Annotated in this window: 24 protein-coding genes and 1 tRNA gene; 21 read left to right on the top strand and 4 right to left on the bottom strand. The window is 66.0% G+C overall.

Translation table 11 applies throughout. From position 1 onward, the window contains the following. Positions 1 to 987 (top strand): hypothetical protein, encoded by a 987-nt coding sequence (locus CQ044_RS16545; RefSeq protein WP_105689479.1) that lies wholly within the window; start codon positions 1 to 3, stop codon positions 985 to 987. A gap of 11 nt (positions 988 to 998) precedes the next feature. On the opposite strand, the gene CQ044_RS16540 is transcribed toward CQ044_RS16545, so the two are convergent. Then, positions 999 to 1,202: an N-(5'-phosphoribosyl)anthranilate isomerase gene (locus CQ044_RS16540; RefSeq protein ID WP_105689478.1), complete on the bottom strand. Its 204-nt coding sequence runs from the start codon at positions 1,200 to 1,202 to the stop codon at positions 999 to 1,001. On the opposite strand from CQ044_RS16540, the gene CQ044_RS16535 reads away from it, so the two are divergent. The 11 genes from CQ044_RS16535 (at position 1,201) to CQ044_RS16480 (ending at position 11,191) form a co-directional block, all read left to right on the top strand. Beyond that, positions 1,201 to 1,620, top strand: a complete 420-nt coding sequence (locus tag CQ044_RS16535; protein WP_105689477.1) for a minor capsid protein — start codon at positions 1,201 to 1,203, stop codon at positions 1,618 to 1,620. The genes CQ044_RS16540 and CQ044_RS16535 overlap by 2 nt on opposite strands. Further along, complete coding sequence (locus tag CQ044_RS16530) at positions 1,617 to 2,075, top strand: minor capsid protein (RefSeq protein WP_105689476.1); 459 nt, start codon at positions 1,617 to 1,619, stop codon at positions 2,073 to 2,075. Before CQ044_RS16535 ends, CQ044_RS16530 begins: the two co-directional genes overlap by 4 nt. 18 nt (positions 2,076 to 2,093) lie before the next feature. Continuing rightward, a complete protein-coding gene (locus tag CQ044_RS16525; RefSeq protein ID WP_105689475.1) occupies positions 2,094 to 2,279 on the top strand; it encodes a hypothetical protein in 186 nt (61 codons plus the stop codon). Positions 2,280 to 2,312: 33 nt separating this feature from the next. Beyond that, positions 2,313 to 2,385 (top strand) — tRNA-Trp (locus CQ044_RS16520). 112 nt (positions 2,386 to 2,497) lie between these two features. Then, a complete protein-coding gene (locus tag CQ044_RS16515) occupies positions 2,498 to 3,205 on the top strand; it encodes a phage tail tube protein (protein ID WP_105689474.1) in 708 nt (235 codons plus the stop codon). 80 nt (positions 3,206 to 3,285) lie between these two features. Then, positions 3,286 to 3,666 carry a hypothetical protein gene (locus tag CQ044_RS16510; protein WP_105689473.1) on the top strand — a complete coding sequence of 127 codons (381 nt, stop codon included), beginning with the start codon at positions 3,286 to 3,288 and terminating at the stop codon, positions 3,664 to 3,666. Between the two features lie 254 nt (positions 3,667 to 3,920). Further along, complete coding sequence (locus tag CQ044_RS16500) at positions 3,921 to 6,776, top strand: hypothetical protein (RefSeq protein ID WP_105689472.1); 2,856 nt, start codon at positions 3,921 to 3,923, stop codon at positions 6,774 to 6,776. After that, on the top strand, positions 6,773 to 7,624 hold the full coding sequence (locus tag CQ044_RS16495; protein ID WP_105689471.1) for a hypothetical protein: 852 nt from the start codon (positions 6,773 to 6,775) through the stop codon (positions 7,622 to 7,624). Before CQ044_RS16500 ends, CQ044_RS16495 begins: the two co-directional genes overlap by 4 nt. 10 nt (positions 7,625 to 7,634) lie before the next feature. Further along, positions 7,635 to 8,711 (top strand): hypothetical protein, encoded by a 1,077-nt coding sequence (locus CQ044_RS16490; protein WP_105689470.1) that lies wholly within the window; start codon positions 7,635 to 7,637, stop codon positions 8,709 to 8,711. Positions 8,712 to 8,738: 27 nt separating this feature from the next. Then, positions 8,739 to 10,508, top strand: coding sequence for a hypothetical protein (locus CQ044_RS16485; RefSeq protein ID WP_105689469.1), 1,770 nt, complete (start codon positions 8,739 to 8,741; stop codon positions 10,506 to 10,508). Beyond that, positions 10,508 to 11,191, top strand: a complete 684-nt coding sequence (locus CQ044_RS16480) for a hypothetical protein (protein WP_105689468.1) — start codon at positions 10,508 to 10,510, stop codon at positions 11,189 to 11,191. The genes CQ044_RS16485 and CQ044_RS16480 overlap by 1 nt, the downstream gene beginning before the upstream one ends. On the opposite strand, the gene CQ044_RS19925 is transcribed toward CQ044_RS16480, so the two are convergent. After that, positions 11,179 to 11,682 carry a hypothetical protein gene (locus tag CQ044_RS19925; protein WP_146116815.1) on the bottom strand — a complete coding sequence of 168 codons (504 nt, stop codon included), beginning with the start codon at positions 11,680 to 11,682 and terminating at the stop codon, positions 11,179 to 11,181. The two genes, CQ044_RS16480 and CQ044_RS19925, sit on opposite strands and share 13 nt — an antisense overlap. Positions 11,683 to 11,687: 5 nt before the next feature. After that, positions 11,688 to 11,876 carry a helix-turn-helix domain-containing protein gene (locus CQ044_RS16470; protein ID WP_105689466.1) on the bottom strand — a complete coding sequence of 63 codons (189 nt, stop codon included), beginning with the start codon at positions 11,874 to 11,876 and terminating at the stop codon, positions 11,688 to 11,690. A gap of 66 nt (positions 11,877 to 11,942) precedes the next feature. Between CQ044_RS16470 and CQ044_RS19650 the strand changes: the two genes are divergently transcribed. From CQ044_RS19650 to CQ044_RS16440, 6 genes are all read left to right on the top strand, one after another. Beyond that, entirely contained in the window at positions 11,943 to 12,686 is a 744-nt protein-coding gene (locus CQ044_RS19650; protein WP_181158349.1) for a hypothetical protein, read from the top strand. Beyond that, positions 12,683 to 13,531 (top strand): peptidoglycan-binding protein, encoded by an 849-nt coding sequence (locus CQ044_RS19645; protein ID WP_181158348.1) that lies wholly within the window; start codon positions 12,683 to 12,685, stop codon positions 13,529 to 13,531. Before CQ044_RS19650 ends, CQ044_RS19645 begins: the two co-directional genes overlap by 4 nt. Further along, complete coding sequence (locus CQ044_RS16455; RefSeq protein ID WP_105689465.1) at positions 13,528 to 14,001, top strand: DUF2746 domain-containing protein; 474 nt, start codon at positions 13,528 to 13,530, stop codon at positions 13,999 to 14,001. The genes CQ044_RS19645 and CQ044_RS16455 overlap by 4 nt, the downstream gene beginning before the upstream one ends. After that, positions 13,998 to 14,231 (top strand): hypothetical protein, encoded by a 234-nt coding sequence (locus CQ044_RS16450; protein ID WP_105689464.1) that lies wholly within the window; start codon positions 13,998 to 14,000, stop codon positions 14,229 to 14,231. Before CQ044_RS16455 ends, CQ044_RS16450 begins: the two co-directional genes overlap by 4 nt. A gap of 115 nt (positions 14,232 to 14,346) precedes the next feature. Beyond that, positions 14,347 to 14,571: a DUF3263 domain-containing protein gene (locus tag CQ044_RS16445; RefSeq protein WP_146116814.1), complete on the top strand. Its 225-nt coding sequence runs from the start codon at positions 14,347 to 14,349 to the stop codon at positions 14,569 to 14,571. 9 nt (positions 14,572 to 14,580) lie between these two features. Next, positions 14,581 to 15,066 carry a YajQ family cyclic di-GMP-binding protein gene (locus tag CQ044_RS16440; RefSeq protein ID WP_105689462.1) on the top strand — a complete coding sequence of 162 codons (486 nt, stop codon included), beginning with the start codon at positions 14,581 to 14,583 and terminating at the stop codon, positions 15,064 to 15,066. Between the two features lie 16 nt (positions 15,067 to 15,082). Here CQ044_RS16440 and CQ044_RS16435 read toward each other — a convergent pair whose 3' ends face one another. After that, positions 15,083 to 16,240, bottom strand: coding sequence for a Fic family protein (locus CQ044_RS16435; protein WP_105689461.1), 1,158 nt, complete (start codon positions 16,238 to 16,240; stop codon positions 15,083 to 15,085). A gap of 252 nt (positions 16,241 to 16,492) precedes the next feature. On the opposite strand from CQ044_RS16435, the gene CQ044_RS16430 reads away from it, so the two are divergent. The 3 genes from CQ044_RS16430 (at position 16,493) to CQ044_RS16420 (ending at position 17,993) form a co-directional block, all read left to right on the top strand. Then, a complete protein-coding gene (locus tag CQ044_RS16430; RefSeq protein ID WP_105689460.1) occupies positions 16,493 to 16,900 on the top strand; it encodes a VOC family protein in 408 nt (135 codons plus the stop codon). Next, entirely contained in the window at positions 16,897 to 17,181 is a 285-nt protein-coding gene (locus CQ044_RS16425; RefSeq protein WP_105689459.1) for a DUF1905 domain-containing protein, read from the top strand. The genes CQ044_RS16430 and CQ044_RS16425 overlap by 4 nt, the downstream gene beginning before the upstream one ends. Positions 17,182 to 17,366: 185 nt before the next feature. Beyond that, complete coding sequence (locus CQ044_RS16420) at positions 17,367 to 17,993, top strand: GntR family transcriptional regulator (protein ID WP_258133353.1); 627 nt, start codon at positions 17,367 to 17,369, stop codon at positions 17,991 to 17,993. Positions 17,994 to 18,001: the final 8 nt, after the last annotated feature.

Raw genomic sequence — 18,001 nt, 5'->3', positions numbered from 1 at the left:
ATGGTCGCTCCGATCACGCTGACGTTCACGAACGCGACCGTCACACTGTCGCGCGTTGGGGACATGGTCACCGCCGTCGTCTCGTACGCTGCAGCCGCGCCCTCTGGCTTCCAGGCATTGCCAGTCGCGTTCCAGCCCACTGCCGGCGACCTGACGTTCGTCAGCACGGGCAACTACTCGGCACCCGGCACGATCACGATGCAGGTCAGCGTGGTCGTCGGCGATGCCGGGATTGGTCTCGGCGGGTACAACAGCCCCCCGACCGTCGCGGGCTCGTTTACCGCCCGGTGGCTCGCGGATCCGGCAACGTCGGACACCCCGGCCGGCGCCGCGACAACCCTCACGTTCAGCGACGGATCGACCGTCACCCTGTCCAGGGTCGGGAACGTGGTCACGGCTGCGGCCGTCCCGGGCACGAACCCGAACACGGTCCTGGTGACGTTGCCCCTCCCGATCATGTTCAGCCCGAGCGGGAATCTCGCCGCGTACGAGTTCAAGACCGCCGGCACGTACGGCGAACCGGGTAATTGGTTCATCACCGTCATGGAGACCCCGGCGTTCGGGTCTGCTCTGGGTGTGAGCGTGGGGGCTGGCAGCGCCGGCCCGTGGGCCCCTTTCACGGTGCAGTGGCTCGCCGACGCGTCAACCGCGCCGCCGTCCACAGACGATGACGAGCTCGCCGAGTTCTACGTGCACTCGGTGCTTGTGGAGACGTTCCTTGGCACGAACGGGTACGGGGAAGACACGTTCGCACCGGCCGTCGCGGTAGGCGGGTTCCTGGATGACACCCGGCACCTGGTGCGCTCTCAGACCGCGGAACAGGTGGTCTCCGAGGGCCAGTTCTACACACGCCCGGAGAACGGTGCGCTGTTCCCTGCTGACTCGCGGGTGACTGTCGATGGTGTGACGTCGCGGGTGATCCGCACGAACACGAACACGTCCGGGAATCTTGACCTCCCCGATCACGCTGTGATCTCACTCACCTGAGTGAGATCCGGTCAGCAGAAGATCTGCATCGAGCCTGGGTGGCACAGCACGACGATCTGGTCACCGGTCTCGATGACATGCCAGCCGTTCTCCTGGGCTCGAGCAATGATCTCGTCGAGGGCGCCATACTGCATGACGTCATCGATGCTTCGGCGCACAACCCCGCCGCTCATCGACTGCTGTGCTCTGAACATCTGGTCTACCCACGCGGACATGCGCCTCATCTTGCAGGATGCGGCGCCCCTATCGCAACCGCTCGACTTCGGGAGGCCCGCCATGGCTCTCGATTGGGATACGGGTGGGTTCGAAGCACTGCTCGACAGTGTCGCTGACGCACTCCGAGACAGTGCCCCGTTCGCTGTCGGCCGCGCCGCGGAACACGTCCGTGCAGTGTCAACCGGGCTCGCCCCGGTCCTCACGGGCAACCTGCGCGCGTCCGCTGAGGTGAAGGCCGTCAGTCACACGAGCGCACGCGTCTACTACCCGGGTCCATACGCCCGCTACCAGCATTACGGTCTGGACTTTCGGCACCCGCAGGGCGGGCAGGCACTGTTCTTGCAGCAGCCGATGCTCACCGAGGCAGACGCGTGCCTCCAGATCATGGCGGATACGATTCGGGAGGCGATGGGATGACCGACTCCCTGGATCTGCTCGACGGTGTCTCCAACATCATCGTCTCCGGCGTCCCTGGAACAGCGTTCAACGCGCCCGGGACCTACCCGGCGGGTGCGACAGGCATCTTCCACATGCTGATGCCTGCAACCCCGGATGAGGTGATCGTCCTCACGTGGGTGCCGCAGGTTGAACACCAGTCGATGCCGCAAGGGTCTGGGTTGCTGCAGGTTCGCTGCCGGGGAGCCGCGAACAAGCCGCGCCGTCCCCTCGAACTCCTCGATCAGATCGCCGTGCTGTTCCTCGGGAAGCTGACGATTCCGCTGTCCGCGACCGTGCAGATCATGCAGGTCCGTGACCGGGTTCGTGCCCCTCTCGGCATGGACGACTCGAAACGGTGGGACTGGACCGACAACTACACCCTCGACGTGGCATACACGCCAACCGCGGGACGCCCCGCAAGCGGCAACTGGTAGCGGATCAAGGAGAAGAAGATGCGCTTTCTCAGCAAGCTCATGACCACTCTGCGATATCGCAAGAGGCTGTCGCTCGACGGGGTCTCGATGGTCGGAGTGCGTGAGTACTCCGTGACCAGCAGTCGCAACGGAATCGAGTGCATAACCCGCCGCTACCTGGGCCCGGTCGATGTCGAAGTGACCATGTTCGCCGGCAACTGGTAGCCGCACTCCCACCCCGGAGCAAATCGGGGCCCAGTCGTTCTAGCTCAACTGGCAGAGCTCCGGTCTCCAAAACCGGTGGTTGCAGGTTCGACCCCTGCGGACGGCGCTCCCGGGCCTCATTGCCCACCTTCTTCCGCTGCCCAGTGCGGGAACGCACCGCCCGGTGCACTCTCCGCCCCCTTGTGGGGGGGACCAACCCCTCAACACCTGGAGGCATCATGCCCAGTGCATTCGCACGCCGTTTCAAGGTCGACGTCTCGGCCGACAACATCACCTGGATCAGCCTGAAGGGCATCGAGGATCTCGCACCCAGCGAGAACGCGACCCTGCAGCCCGCGGACACGTACGACACGAACGGGTTCAACTCGTTCGAGAAGACGATGACCGGAGGGAAGCTCGTCGCGAAGGTTCTCCGTCCGACCACGGCGGGTGTCCCGTCCGACCCGGGCCAGGAACTCGCACGCGCCACCCGGTTCCAGTTCAGCACCGCGGCACGCCTGTACGTCCGCTGGTACGACCGCAACGGCGGCACCGAAGCACTCACCATGCTCGCCCTGGTCGACTGGAACCAGTCGAAGTCGGGTGTTGCGGACCTCGATGAGGTCACGATCACGTTCACCGCTGACGGTGCGATCACGACGATCGCGAACCCGTTCGCGGCGCCCGCGATCCCGGTCCTGACGGCGTTCAGTCCCGTGACGGGCGCGTCGGTCGGCACGATGCTCACGATCATCGGCACCGGCTTCACCGGCACGGTTGGCGCTGCTGGTGTGAAGGTCGGCGCGACGAACGTGACCTCCTACATCGTCCAGTCGGACTCTCAGATCGTCGCGATCGTGCCCGCCGGCTCCGCTGGTGCGACGACCGTCACGGTCACGAACCCGGTCGGCGCATCGCTGGCCACTGCGTACACGCGCGGCGCGTAGCCCTCTCAACACCCCTGCCGTCCCGCTACTGGGTCGGGACGGCAGGGGCCTCAACCCAGCACCCAGTGAAGGAGATCCCAGTGTTCAACGACTTCAACGACCTGTACGACCCGCTCGTCCTCCCCATCAACGGGAAGCAGTACACGATCCCGCCCGCATCGTTCGAGGCCGGCGTCCGGATCAACGGCATCGTCGGCGGCGCCGAGAAGATGGGCGACGAGGAGTTCTACCGACTCGTCCTCGGCTCCGCGTTCGACGAGATGCGTATCGACGACGTACCGGCGACCGCGATCGACCGGGCAGGGAAAACCGCCCTCGCGGACTTCCAGGTCGGACGAAGCATGGCCGAGATCATGTGGAAGACCGGTGGCGACCCAAAAGCGATCCAGGAGATGGCCCCGAAGCCGAACCGGGCAGCAAGGCGATCGAAAGGTACGGCCGCGGCGAGCAAGACCCCGTAACCGGCCTCTACGAGTGGTACGAGGAGATCCCCGCCGAAGTCACCGCCCCGTCGAACCCGGTCACCTGGGCACAGATCTTCGAAGCGTGGAAGGACGTCGAAGCCGACTTCCAGGAGGTGTACGGCATCGACCTTGAGGCCCGGATCCGCACCTGTTCCTGGCGGTGGTTCGCGATCCGCTGCATCGGCCTCCTCTCCACCGACACACGCCTCAACCGCCGCTACGCGCCGGAACCGACAACGTAGGAGGCGACCGTGACCGGCACCACGACCGTTGGATCGATTGACGGCAACGTCAATCTCGCAATCGAACGGGCGCTTGAGAACCTCGACCGTCTGAAGCGTGCAGCACGCGAGCTTGGCCAGGAACACCCGACGATCGATGTCGACGCGAACACTGGCAAGGCGCAGGCTTCCATGGCTGCCGTGGACGCTGCAGCGCAGGCTATGGGCCAGTCCGCTGCGACCGCTGGTGAGCGGGTCAAGCGGTCCGCGAACGATGTGTCGGCTGCGCAGGCGAAGGTTGCCGCCGCGAACCAGGCCGCCGATGTCGCCTATGAGAAAGCCCGCATCGCGCAGTTGCGTCTCTCGGAGGCGCAGGAGTCTGGTCGGGCGAAGGCGTCGACTATGGCTGCGGCGGAACTTGCCGTTGCGGAGGCTCTTGGTCGCCTGGAGAAGGCGAACATGCGGGCGACCGCGGCGGAGGTCGCGCTCGAGCAGGCACAGCAGGAGACCGCGAACGCTGCCCTGAAGCAGGCCGCCGCCTCGGAAGTCGCAGCGGCCGGAAACGACAAGGTCGCGGACTCCGCTGGTCGTGCGAACGCGCGCACGCAGCTCATCATTGCCGCTGTTGTCGCGCTCACCGCTGTCGCCGCACCCCTCACGGGTGCGCTCGTCGGTGTTGCTGGTGGTCTGGCAGGGCTCGGCGCTGCCGGCGTCCTCGGGATCATCGGTGCAGTGCAGGCCGTCAAGCAGGGCACACAGGCTGGTGCCGAGTGGTCGGCGGGGCTGAAGACCCTCAAAGCTGACATGTCCGCCCTCGCGGCGACCGCCTCGTCCGGCCTGCTGACCTCGTTCCAGCGTTCCGTCGCACTGATCAACGCGTCGATGCCGCAGCTGAACTCTGAGGTTGCCGGGTTCACCCGAATCCTCGGCACCGCAGGAGTCACCGCTCTGCAAGGTGCCATCACGGCCCTGCATGTCCTCAACCCCTTGTTCGTTCAGGGTGCTGGTGTCGTGCAGGACATGGCGAACGGGTTCTCGTCGTGGGCGTCGAACGGTGGATTGCAGAGGTTCGCCGACTATGCACAGTCTGTACTCCCGCAGGTGATCGGCACCATCGGTGACCTGGCCTCCGCGATCCTCCATATCGCTGAGGCGACAGCTCCGATCGGCACGGTCGTCCTCGCCACCCTCGACGGGATCGCGAACGCGATCAACGCCATCCCCGTCCCCGTGCTGACCGTCATGGCCGGCGCTGCGATCGCCGGGTACACGGCGTTCATGCTGTGGAAGGGCGTCACCGGCGTCCTCCAGGGTGTGCAGGCCGTCGCTGACACTCTCGGTGTCTCGATGCGGACCCTGTCGCTCGCCGGTGGCGCCGTCGGGATCGCGTTGACCGCGCTCGCAGTCGTGTTCACCGCCGTCGCGCAGGCGAACGCTGAGGCCGATGCTCGTGCGAAGAGTTACGCGGACACTCTCGACAAGGCCACCGGTCAGGTCACCCAGTCGACGCGCGAACTCGTCGCAGAGCAGCTGTCGTTGACGCGTGACAACTTCTGGACTGGTGCGTCCGGTTCGGCGGTCGACGCCGCGAAGAAGCTCGGCATCAGCGTTGACACGGTCACCGCCGCGTATATGGGCAACAAGGCCGCGATCGCTGAGGTGCAGTCCGCCACCGAGAAGTATATCGACTCCAGTGGGCGTGCCGGCCGCGAGTACAGCGACAACGAGAAGACCGCGCGGCTGCTCCGCGACGTGGTGAACGAGGGCGCGCAGGCGACCGCGGACGGCACGATCAAGCAGCAGGAGTACGCGCAGGCGCTCAACGCTTCCTCGACGGCCCAGTCCGATACTCGACTGACCGCTCAGGGCGCTGCGGATGCATTCCAGAAGGAAGCGTCCGCCGCGGATGAGGCGATGTCGAAGCTGAACGGGCTCATCGATGCGACGAACCGGCTGAACGGTATCGGGCAGTCCGCGGAGGAGACGAACGCCCGCTGGCAGAAGTCTCTCGCGGGCATCACGGAGGACGCGCAGAAACAGCGGGACGCGTTTGAGCAGGCCAACGGCACGCTCGACGGGTTCTCTCTGTCGCTTGACGCCGCGACGGCGTCCGGGTCCGCGAACCGCTCGATGCTCACCGGGGCTGCCGCAGATGCTCAGGCGGCCACAAAGGCACAGTTCGACCTCGACATTCAGACCATGTCGTCGAAGGACGCGACGGACAAGTACGCGGGAACTCTCGCGGCGCAGCGTCAGGCCTTCATCGACTCCGCCGGTGCTGCTGGTTTCAACGCCGATGAGGTGCAGAAGCTTGCGGACAAGGTGTTCGGCATGCCCTCGGAGAAGAAGCTCGAGATCCTCGCGAACACTGGGCAGGCGCAGTCCGCAATCGACCGGTTCGTGACCCTGAACGATAGGCGCCGTGTGACGGTGTTCGTCGACTCGGAAGGCGGCCAGTCGTTCCGTGTGGGGAACACGACGGTGTCCCCCGCGGGCGCGTACGGTGGCACCGCCTCCAGCTCGGGCATCCAGGGCCTCGCAATGGGCGGCACAGGTGGCACCGTACGCGGTGGCGGTTCGGCATGGTCGGACACCGCTGGGATGTACCGTCTCGCGAACGGTGAAGAGGTCACGTCGAACACGGTCGGGCAGGCGGGTCGGTGGCGGTCGCTGTTGAAGGCGATCAACCGCAACGACTCCGCAGGGCAGGTTGCCGGTCAGGCAGCCCGCATTGCAGGCGTCACGCAGACCGCCCCTTCGGTCATGTCGGGTGGCGACATCTACGTGACCGTACAGGTGACTGGTGTTCAGCAGACGGAGCCGGGAGTTCTCGGTGCCATCGCAGGCGGTGCCATCAAGCGATCTCTCGTGGGGGTGAAGAAGTGACCTCGATGCTGACCCTCGCCGGGATCCCGATGTATGGCGTCAACCAGCATGCCGATAACGTGATCCAGCTCGATGGGCAGTTCTTCCAGGACTGGTACTCGATCTCGGACTCGAAGTCGGATGTCCGGGAACGTCCTTCACGGGATGGCGCGTTCGGCATCGATCGCGACTACCGGACAGCGTTGCCGTTGACCGCGAACGGTCGTGTCCGAGGGGCGGGTTGGGCTTCCCAGCTCGCCTCTCTGCGCGCCGCTCTCGGAGCCGGCCAGCAGGTCACAGCCACCGTGAACGACGAGCTCGGCGTGTCGAACCGGAAGGTGTCGATCCGACGGTTCACCCCGTCCCCGAACCCGGGTGTGAGCATCCTCGAGTTCGAAGTGATCATGGTCGCGACGGATCCGCTGATGTACGGCGCAACCCAGACCGCGTCCACGGGCGTCCCCACAGCCGGAACAGGGCAGCCGTGGCCGCAAGTCTGGCCAGCCCCGTGGGGCACCCCCGGGAACAGTGGCCGGGTGACAGCCGTGAACAGCGGCAGCCAGCCCACCCCCCTCACCCTCACTGTCGCCGGCGGCCTCGACGCTGGTGTGGAGCTTGTCGAGATCACCACCGGGTCCCGCCTGCTGCTGAACCGTCCTATCCCGGTCGGATCGAATGCGGTGTTCGACGCGTCCATCGGCCGCGTCTACCTGGACACCCCGACGAACGACATCTCCGGGTTCCTCGCCCGCCGCGAGTGGGACGGCTTCCAGGTCCCGAAGTTCGGACAGTCGACTGTCCAGTTCAACCCGCTCGGCACGCAGACCGGCACGCCCACGCTCACTCTCTCGTGGGCCCCCGCGAACTGAAAGGCACCTCATGACGCTTCGGAACTCGTGGCCCGGGCCCACCAACGTCACGTCCACCACGGACGCCCGGATCGATCTCGCAGGCCTGGTCGAGGGCGGTGCAGTCGCGCGTGCTGGACTGTTCCCGTCCACACTGGCAGCGATCGTCACGGCACGCGCCGACATGAACGTCAACGTCGCCGCGTTCCAGGGCATCGCCGTACAGTTCGGTGGACCGATCCTCCTCTCAAACGACGGCACCATGCAGCTGCCCTCGGTGCTGGTCTCACCGGCGTCGGGCACGAACTACTACGTCGTGTACGTGAAGCAGAACGAGCAGACCGCGCCTGGTACGGACGCGAACAACCTGCCCGTGCTCGGTGCGGCGCTTTCGACGACGTCGTTCGCGCTGGCGCGGGCCGCCCTGCCCACCGGGGCTCTCGAGCTCGCGACCGTCCAGGTCCCGGCCGGCGTCGCAGCGACGAACGCCGTCGGTGTGACGATCACCCAGACGGCACAGTTCACGGCCGGTGAGGGTGGCGTCGTCCCTGTCCGGAACAGCACCGAGCTCGCAGCGTGGACTCCCGCGGACGGTTCCCTCGCATGGCAGATCGACCAGAGTGTCCTCTGGGTTCGGCAGGCCGGCGCATGGTCGATCACGGGTGGGCTCACCCCGATCGCGGTCATGCGCCGCACGAGCACCACGCTCGCCGCACCGAACGGTTCGTACGGCAACCTCTCCGCCACCGCCGCTTGGACGAGCACCGGCGGCGCACTCCGCGGCGCCACGTACAGCAGCGGGATCACGATCACGCAGCCCGGCTGGTACGAGGTGTTCTGGACCGTGTGGATGACCGGCACCACCCCGTCCGGCCTCATCGGCATTGCCGTGAACGCCTCCGGCACCCCTGGTGGTGACCAGTTGCACGCTCTCGGCCCGGTCGTCAGCGGTGTCGTCTCGAGCGGTTCCGCTTCCAGCCGCGTCTACCTGAACGCGAACGACGTTCTCACCCTGTGGGGTTACGGGAACGGCGCGGTGATGACGATCCGTGCGGTGTCGACCGGAACAGAGCCGCCCCAGTGGGGTGCCCGCTGGGTCGCACCGTAACCGCACACTGCACGGAAGGGATCACGAATGGGACTGCGCTGGTTCATCGCTGACCTGCTCACCGGGCGTGACATCGCCGACGTGCAGGTCATGACGTCCTCGACCTGGTCCCGGTCCATCAACAAGCCGGAACGGCTGACGGCCTCCCTCGACATGCGAGACCCGGCCACGGTGGCTCTTCGCCCCCGGCAGACCATGGCCCCGGGACGCACCGTCCTCGCCTGCGCCATCGGTGACACGATCCTCGCCGGCGGGCCGATCTGGTCGCACACGTACGACCGTGACCAGAAGGTCCTCACACTGGACGCTCTCGGGATGTGGTCGTACTTCGACCACCGGTACGTGTTGCCCCTTGCCGCCGCATCGATCGACACGACGCAGTTCATCATCCCGGACCCGTCCGCGGCTGGGAAGACGAAGCCGAACCCTGCGGTCGGCACCTATCTGACCGGTCTCGAGTACGGGACGATCGCGAAACGGTGGGTGCAGCAGGCGCAGGCATGGACTGGCGGGAACGTCCCGATCGTGTTCGAAGCAGACCGGGTCGGCACCCGTGAGCGGAACTTCGAGGGCTCCGACTTCAAGAACCTCGGCACCGTCCTCGCACAGCTGTCGCAGATCGAGGGAGGCCCGGATATCCGATTCATGCCGCAGTTCACTCCCGACATGCTCGGTATCCAATGGGCGCTGCAGACCGGCACGGACGCGAGTCCTCTGCTCGCGTCGGCGACGGTGTTCGAATGGCCGATGGATGTCCCCCGGTCGCCCGTGTCGTCACTGAAGGTGACCGCGGACGCTACACGCCTCGCGACGCTCGGTTGGGCGACGGCCGGTCGTTCGGCGGACACGGTCCTCGTGTCCCGGTCCGTGGACTCGACGCTCACGGACCTCGGGTACGCGGCGTTCGAGTCCCTGGACTCGTCCCACTCGAGCGTGTCCGAGCAGGGCACTCTCGATGGGTATGCGGGTGAGTCGACGACGATCGGCCGGTCAGCGCTTGAGCTCTGGTCGTTCGATGTGGAGGCGGCCCGGCAGCCGTTCCTTGGGGCGTACTGGGAGGGCGACTTCTGCACGCTCACGTTGGGCCAGTACGGGAAGACCACGTACACGCCATGGGTCAACGCTGTCCGGACGAACTACGACATCAACCCGTCGCCCATGGCGTCCACCGCAGGATGGTCTCCGACTGCCCCGTCCACGCTCACACCGACGCTGGCGGGTGCGCAGATCGACTTCTCGAGTGCCGCGACAAGCATCCCGACCATGTACTCGACGACTGTGATATCCGCGGCAGCTGGGCAGATGTGGTCTGCCGCCCGCGAGATCAGTGTCCCCGTGGGGTTCCCAGCGGTGACGGTCAGCCTGCGCGTGTTCAGCTATGGCGAGAACGTGATCGTTGCTGACTCGGGTCCTGTGGTCATCCAGCCTGGACAGGATGTGATCGTGCAGGCGCCGTCGGTCAGGGCAGTGGGCGCGTCGACCACGGGCGTCCGGTCCAACCTGTACGTGACCGCGGCGGCAGGGTCTCGCCTTGTCGTCCCGCACACGCTCACAGAGCTCGCCCCGACGCCTGGGATGATCTTCGACGGTAACTCGTCGTCATCGGACGTGGAGCAGTACGCGTGGACCGCGACGCCCAACGCCTCGCCGTCGACCTACTCGACCCGCACCATGCAGCAGTACGACTCCGGTGACCCGTACCTGTTCGAGGGCGGGGCGTTCCAACGGCGCATCACAGCACTCTCCGGTGACGCGAAAGGCATCACCGTGGGCGTCACAACACAGGCGGTGATCTGATGGGCAACGGATACGACAGCCCCCCACAGGGCGAGTACGGGGTCCTCGCCGACGAACTGCGCCGTCTTGCGGAGCGCCTCGCCGAGTTGGAGACCCCGACCGGCACGTCAGTGAACTCGCTCGTGGATCAGGTGCAGGAAGCGATCGCGAACATCAACACGACCGTCACCGCTGCGATCTCTGCGAATTCGTACACGAGACCGCAGATCGACAACCTGGTCGCGAACCCCCCGTCCGGATCGAACGTCACCGGCAACGTGGCAGCTTCCGGGAACCTGTCGGTGGGCGGCACCACGACGGCGACGGGCGATATCTTCACCCCGAACGCCACTCCCGCCGTCACCGCATACACGAACGCCTACATCAACGGCGACGGAAGGTTGTCGAAGGGCGCGTCATCAGCACGGTACAAGGTGAACATCGAACCGGTGGACCCTGCGTCTCTCGGACCGATCTTCCCGCAGCTGAACGAGTTCGAAATGCGGTCCGATCCAGATCACACGGTCAGGATCGGACACATTGCGGAGCACCTCGCGGCGGATCCGGCCCTTCAACGGTTCGTGGTCTACGCGGAGATCGACGGGGAGCCACTACCGGACTCGATCGACTTCATCAGCCTGCTACTCGCACAGACCGCCCAACTGCAGCAGCGAGTAGTCACCCTAGAGGCTCAGGTGCACTGACCCTGCCCGTCCCGCGTCGTCCCCGACTGCGCGGCACAGTAGCTGCCCGGATCGTACTGGAAGACCATCTGCCCGTAGGTGGCGCTGTTCGGGTCATCGTCAAGCGTGAGCGGCAGGGGCGTTCCAGAAGGCTGAGGTGCGCCACCCCATTGCACCGGGCCGTGATAGGTCACGACCGGCGGGGCAGGCTCAGGTTCCGGTGCAGGCGGGTCGGCTGGTGCCGGGTCGGCCTGCTGCGGGTCCGCCTGCGTCGTGTCATCGGGTGCAGGTGCCGGATCCGCCGGTGCAGGCTCCGGGACCGGTGCGGGCGCGACCGTCGGGGTCGGCGTGACGGTCGGGCTCGGCGTAGGCGTCTCAGTCTCCACGATCGGAGTCGGTGCCGGGGCATCACCTGCACCGGCCTGCGCGTTCACACCGAACACGACCAGACCAGCGATGATCACCGCGGCGCCCGCTGTGCTGAGTCCCCCGACGAGCAGCTTCTTGTTCATGACCGTCACCGTACACCGCCCGACGTCGAATTTCTAGATGCAGTTTTGTGCAGATTGATGACGGTCTGCCGGGACAATCCGATCGCGTCGGCGATCTGCTCCCACGGAATGCCCTGGCTTCGTGCCTCAATGACCCACATGGCGCGCTGGTCCCACACGGTGCGTATGGCGGTGAGGTTCGCGATCGGGTCCATACGAACAGTCTAATTCTTGTACGACTTTTGATGCGGCAGCGCGCCGTGGAACGAGAGGAACTCGTCATGATCGACGGAACAGCGGCCGCGCAGTGGCTGCTCAACTACGGATCAGTCCGGCCGAGCATGTGCCTGTACTACGTCTGGCAGGCGTACAAGGCGCAGGGGGCGTCGACGTCCATGGGCGCTCAGACCGCATACGCGGCATGGGAGCAGTCCGATGGGAAGCGCCCCGGCGACAGGAACCCTCCCGCCGGCGCCGCCGTCTGGTGGGGTCGACGCACCTGGGACGGGAATCTCGACGGGGACGTCGTCATCAGCCTGGGCGACGGGCGCGTCGCTGTCACCGAGGCTCCCGGCCAGGGCGCCGTCACCGGTTCTTGCACTCTCGATGAGCGTGAGAACGAGATCAGCCGCGAGTACCTCGGCTGGACCTCGAGCATCTTCGACTGCCCCATCAACGTCGCGGCGGGAAAAGACGCTGCTTCCATCACCCCGCACATCGACTTGTCCAAGGAGGACGACATGAGCATGAACACGATCCGACGCCCCGACGGAACGATCTACTTCGCTGACGAGCTCGGCCCCGATCATCTCGGCGACTACAAGACCGCAGACATCGACCTGGGTGAGTTCATCGGGTCCGCTCAGGGGGTCTGGGGCGCCCCGATTCAGCTGAACGATCGCCAGTTCGACATCACCGTCGCGATCGCGCAGCGGCGCTGGGATCGCAAGCGGAAGCAGATCGTCGATGATCTGAAGGCCGCGCTGCTGCCCGAGATCCTGAAGGCTCTCGACCCAAAAGCGTGACCCCGGAGGGACCGGGGTCCACGCCGGAGAACCCGGCCTTCGTCGACATCAGTCATTGGCAGCCCGCGTTCACCGCCGACGTCCTCCGCTCCTGGCCGATCGGCCGGATCGTCGTGAAGCTCGGCGGCGGAAACAACGGCATCTACGAGTCGGACACGCACCGTGCGCAGGTCGCTGCCGCGTACGCTGCCGGGCTGCCCGCCGATCGGTACTGGTTCAACGGCGACGACGGCGGGAACATCCCCATGCAGGTCTCCGCGATCCGCAGTTACCTGACCGTGACGCCGCTCGCCACCGGTGAACGGTTCTGGTGGGATGTCGAGGACGAGGGCAGTACCCCGCACTGGACGCCCGCCGAGGTAGTCCAGGCAGCGCAGTTGCTCGCCGCGGTAGGTGTCCCGCTGAAGAGGCAAGGCGTGTACCTGTCCGCGGCCGTGTCGCGGGCCGTCGACTGGTCTCCGGTCGTCACGCTCGGGCTGGCCGTGTGGGTCGCCGACTACGGCATCAACGACGGCACTCGCTCGTCTGTCCCGCTCGTCGGGCACTGGCCGACCGCGGACCTCTGGCAGTACACCAGCGTCGGCAGGATGCCCGGCTACGACGGCGACCTGGACCTCAACGTCCGGACGCCGCTGTGGACGGTCCACGCCCTACAACAGTCGTTGAACCAGGTCCTCGGTGAGCACCTGGTAGTCGATGGCGACAAGGGCGCTGACACGGCTCGTGTCGTGAAGATCTACCAGAGCAAGTTCGGCCTGGAGGTGGACGGAGACCCCGGCACCAAGACGCTGACTGACCTCACGCAGAGGCTCGGCGGGATCCCGATCTACAAGGGGGCGGTATGACCGGGTCGAAACCGCGCAGGCCGTTGCCCTCTTGGGCGATCGTCGCGATCGGCGTCATCGGAACAGGCGCGGCGATCGTCTGGTCCGGTGGGCTGCATGACCCGACAGACGGAACACCCCTGCTGGACGGGACGGTCGCGAAGATCCTGATCGCGCTGATCGGCGCCGCCAGCACCTTCATGGGCCTGCTGGTGTCTCGCCTCGGCGAGGTACGCCACCAGGTCAAGAACGACCACGGCACGAACTTCCGTGACGACCTGGACAGCGCACGCCGAGAGATCAAGCAGGTCCGGGAGATCGCCCAACATGCAGTCCGCGCGAACCGTGACACGAACGCGAATGTCACCCAGCTCCGTGAGGACGTCCAGGCCGGACGCCTCGAAACCGGCGAGGTTCGCGCTGATGTGCGCGGCCTCCGAAAAGACATCGGCCGTGCACTTGACATCATCACCAAGAAGGAGAACCCATGAGTAACCCCACCCCCGAGCAGCCGCCCCTCGGCCGCGTCATCACCAACCCCACCGCCCGCAAGGTCGTCTACGGCGCCTACGCGATCGGCGCGTTCATCATCGGTGGTGTCGCCGCCTACTTCCTCGGCACCGGTCACCCGCTGCCCGAGATCGTCGTCGGTGCGCAGGCTGTCGCCGCGTACGCAGGCATCGGTATCGGTGCTCTCGCCGTCGCCAACACCAACAGCTGACCGACCCTCGAAGAACCCCCGCCCTGGCCATGTGCCGGTGGCGGGGGTTTTCGGCGTTCCTACCCCAGAACAGGGACGCGTCAGAGTGTCCGTGGCCCGTGGCATCATCACCCGCATGACTCCCGCTGACCTCCTCGCCTTCGAACACCACAACCCGACGTGGTTCGGGAACAAGGAGACCCGGATCCGGGAAGAGCTTGGCCTCTCCCCCGCACGGTATGTCGTGCTGCTTGAGCGTGCTGCAGCGAGCCGGGAGGGGCAGATCGCGGATCCGGTGACCGCGCACCGCGTGACGAGCTTCACGCCGGCGCGACAGCGATGGAATGCGTCGATTCGGTAGATTGGCCGTATGGATTCTTCATTCGACATCGTGTCCAAGGTGGATCGCCAGGAGGCCGACAACGCCCTCAACCAGGCGCGCAAGGAGATCGAGCAGCGCTACGACTTCAAGGGAGTCGGCGCCTCGATCGCGTGGAGCGGCGAGAAGATCGTGATCCTGGCGAACTCGGACGAGCGCGTGCGGGCTGTGCTGGACGTGTTCCAGACCAAGCTCATCAAGCGCGGCATCTCGCTCAAGAGCCTGGAATCCGGCGAGCCGACCGCGAGCGGCAAGGAGTTCCGCCTCGAGTCGACCCTCAAGGAGGGCATCAGCTCCGAGAACGCGAAGAAGATCGGCAAGATCATTCGCGACGAGGGCCCCAAGTCGGTGAAGTCGCAGATCCAGGGCGACGAGCTGCGCGTGCAGTCCAAGAGCCGCGACGACCTGCAGGCCGTGATCGCGCTGCTCAAGGGATCCGACCTGGATCTCGATCTGCAGTTCATCAACTTCCGCTGAGGGCTATCCCTGACGCTCAGGGGGTGTCACCCTGCAGGATACGAGGCAGGAACCCAACCTCATCAAGGCGTCGCACGAGGAGCGGACCGAACAGCTCACCAAGGATGTTTAGGCGATAGGTCCTCGCCCCTGGGCGCTCTGCGATGAGCAAGCCACGCTCCAGCAGACTGCGGATGGCGTGAGAACGTTGGGACGGGGTACCCGGCAACGCAGCGGTGAGGTCGCCGGCTCGCACCACCACCTTTCGCATGGCTTCTTTGAGCGCCGCACCTTCCCGCAGCGAGGCGCTCCCGGTCACGACGAGGCGATCAATCGCCGGTTCGAGCAGGGAAGACTTCACGAAAGCGAAGTCTTGAATCTGGGACAGTCGCTCTAGGTCCTCGTGGATTCCCCGCACGAAGAACGTGCACCACTCGACAGTTCCTTCGTTGCTCAGCGAGTCGGCCGCCGCAAGAGCGCTGTAGTAGCCGTCACGATCGTTGCCGAACACCGCTGTTGGGTTGACCGCGCGCAGCCCGACGGGGCTGACGAATCCGTGCCGCCGCAACATCGCGTAAGACAGCAGACGGGACACGCGGCCGTTTCCGTTCCTGAAGGGGTGAATCCAGAGGAACCGATGATGCGCGATCGCCACATGAAGCATGTGCTGTGAAGTCGGAAGCTCTCGGTTCGCAAAGTCGATCCACCCCGTCATCTCGGAGTGCACGTACGGATGCGAGGGAGGAACATGCGCCGCCCGGGATATCTCGACGTCCTGCCCTCGATACTGTCCCGGCGTCGGATCCCCCTCACGTGTAAGCCCTTCTACGGAGATGCGGTGCAGCTCTCGGACCGTCACGTGGTTCAACGCTTTCCCCGGCTCCAACCCGTCGATGAAGGTCATCGCTTGGCGGATGTTCTGAATCTCCTGCTCGCCTTCCGAGGGGTCTGGCTTCGCGATAGCCCGAACAGCGTCGTAGACGGTTGTCCGGTTGCCTTCGATCCTGGCTGACACAACACTCATGAGGATCTGGAACAGAGAGTGCAAGCTGACGAGGAAGTCGGGCGGCGTGGTCGCCGTCACTCCGAAGTTGCCACGCAGTCTCTCGAGCTCAAACGCTCTGACGATGAGTTCGGAGTCGGTCGCGACGCGCGGGAACTCGTACTTGTCACGACCGAACTCTGCTTCTTGCACCCGCGATCACCTCGGATTTGTCTCGAGGCCTGGAAAATCAGGCTTCAATGAGCCTACTCCGCACGATCTACTTGCTCTCGAGTCATCGCCATATTTGTCCTGGAAGGCCGAGCGGACGCCGATGTCTCGCCATCACAATGCGGTTACCGCGCCTGCGACCATCGCCGCCTCGAATCCGAGGCGGCATGTCGATCGCGCGCCTCCTCGATCGTCACCCTTCTGAACGGAACCTCCGATCCGAAAGGGACACTCATGGACAGCATGCACATCACCGGAGTCCGCACGGTCAGCATCCCGGTGAACAACCAGGACGACGCGCTGCGGTTCTACCGCCGGCTCGGCTTCGCGGTTCTGCGCGATGCACCGACGCCGAACGGGCGCTGGATCGAGCTCGCACCCGGGAGCGGGAACGTGATCCTCACGCTGGAGCCGGCGGATCCCGACGTGCACCGCGGATCGATCGGGATCCGGTTCACGTCCGACGACGTCGACGCCGCCCACGCCGCGATGCTGGCCGAAGGCATCGATGTCGACGAGATCCTGCGGTGGCCCGGAGTGTCGGCGATGTTCGCGTTCCGCGACCCGGACGGGAATGCGTTCTCGATCACGGGCACCGACCCCGGGACGGAGCAGGGCGCCGGTGAGAGGATCGCATCATGAGCACGATCGGGCCGCTGGACATCGCCTTCACCGCCACGCTCGGGCGCGTCCGCGAGGGCGACACCTGGATCTGCGTGCAGCTGCCGGACTCCGCGGCGATCTTCGGGACGCGGGGACTCGTCAAGGTGTCCGGAACCGTCGATGGGCACCCGTTCGACGGTGCCTTCATGGCCCTGGGCGACGGCACGCACAAGCTCCCGGTCTCGAGCACGATCCGCCGCGCGATCGGCAAGGCGGAGGGAGACGACGTCGCCGTGCATCTGACCCGCCGACGCAGCTGAGCCGTCCCCCCCCCGACCCCACAACTCGCCGGAACGTCGCGGAAGCACCGCTCGATGTCGCGGAATGCACGACCCGTTCGTCGCATCGATACCGGTATTTGGGTTTGCCCTCTCCCAGTGAGATAGTGCTGTTCTGGGGTAACTACTTGGGGGTAGTGATGGACGAACGCGGTCCGTTGACTGGCGTGGGAAAAACGCCGCTGACGGCGACGAAGCAGCTCCTCGCGGAGGAGGTGTATCAGCAGGTCGGTGCGTCGATCATCGACGGCACTCTGCCTGCGGGAACGCGCATCAGGGACGCGGATCTGGCCGAGAAGTTCGGCGTCTCACGGATGCCGATCCGCGAGGCGCTGCAGCGGCTCGAGCGGGTGGGCCTGGTCGAGATGTATCCGAGCCGGTACACGCAGGTCACCGAGGTCCCGCCCGAGCTCACCGCGAAGACCCTGGAGTACGCGGGCTATCTCGGCGGGGCGGTCGCAGCGATCGCCGTGCCCCGGCTGAGCGCCGCCGAGCGCAAGGAGGCCGCAGCTCTGGCCCGCGCCCTGGACGACGGCCTCGACGATCCGGCCGCGCTTTCGGCGGAGCGATGGGCGCTCCTGCACTACCTGGCGGAGCGGTGCGACAACGAGATCCTCAGCTCCGTCCTGGATGAGACGAGCATGCCGCTGTCGCGCAACCTGCGGCCGTGGTCCGTCGACGCATCGCAGCGCGACGTCATGCGCGGGCGGCATGCCGCCCTGTCCGAGGCGATCCTCGCCGGCGACGGCCACGCGGCGGAGCACCTCATGCGCGCCATGCACCTCGTGGAGTGAGTCCAGGA

The organism is Microbacterium sp. MYb64, assembly GCF_002979495.1.
GTDB classification, from domain to species: domain Bacteria; phylum Actinomycetota; class Actinomycetes; order Actinomycetales; family Microbacteriaceae; genus Microbacterium; species Microbacterium azadirachtae_A.
The sequence above is the reverse complement of the archived record's forward strand: the minus strand, read 5'-3'. Positions and strand labels throughout refer to the sequence as shown.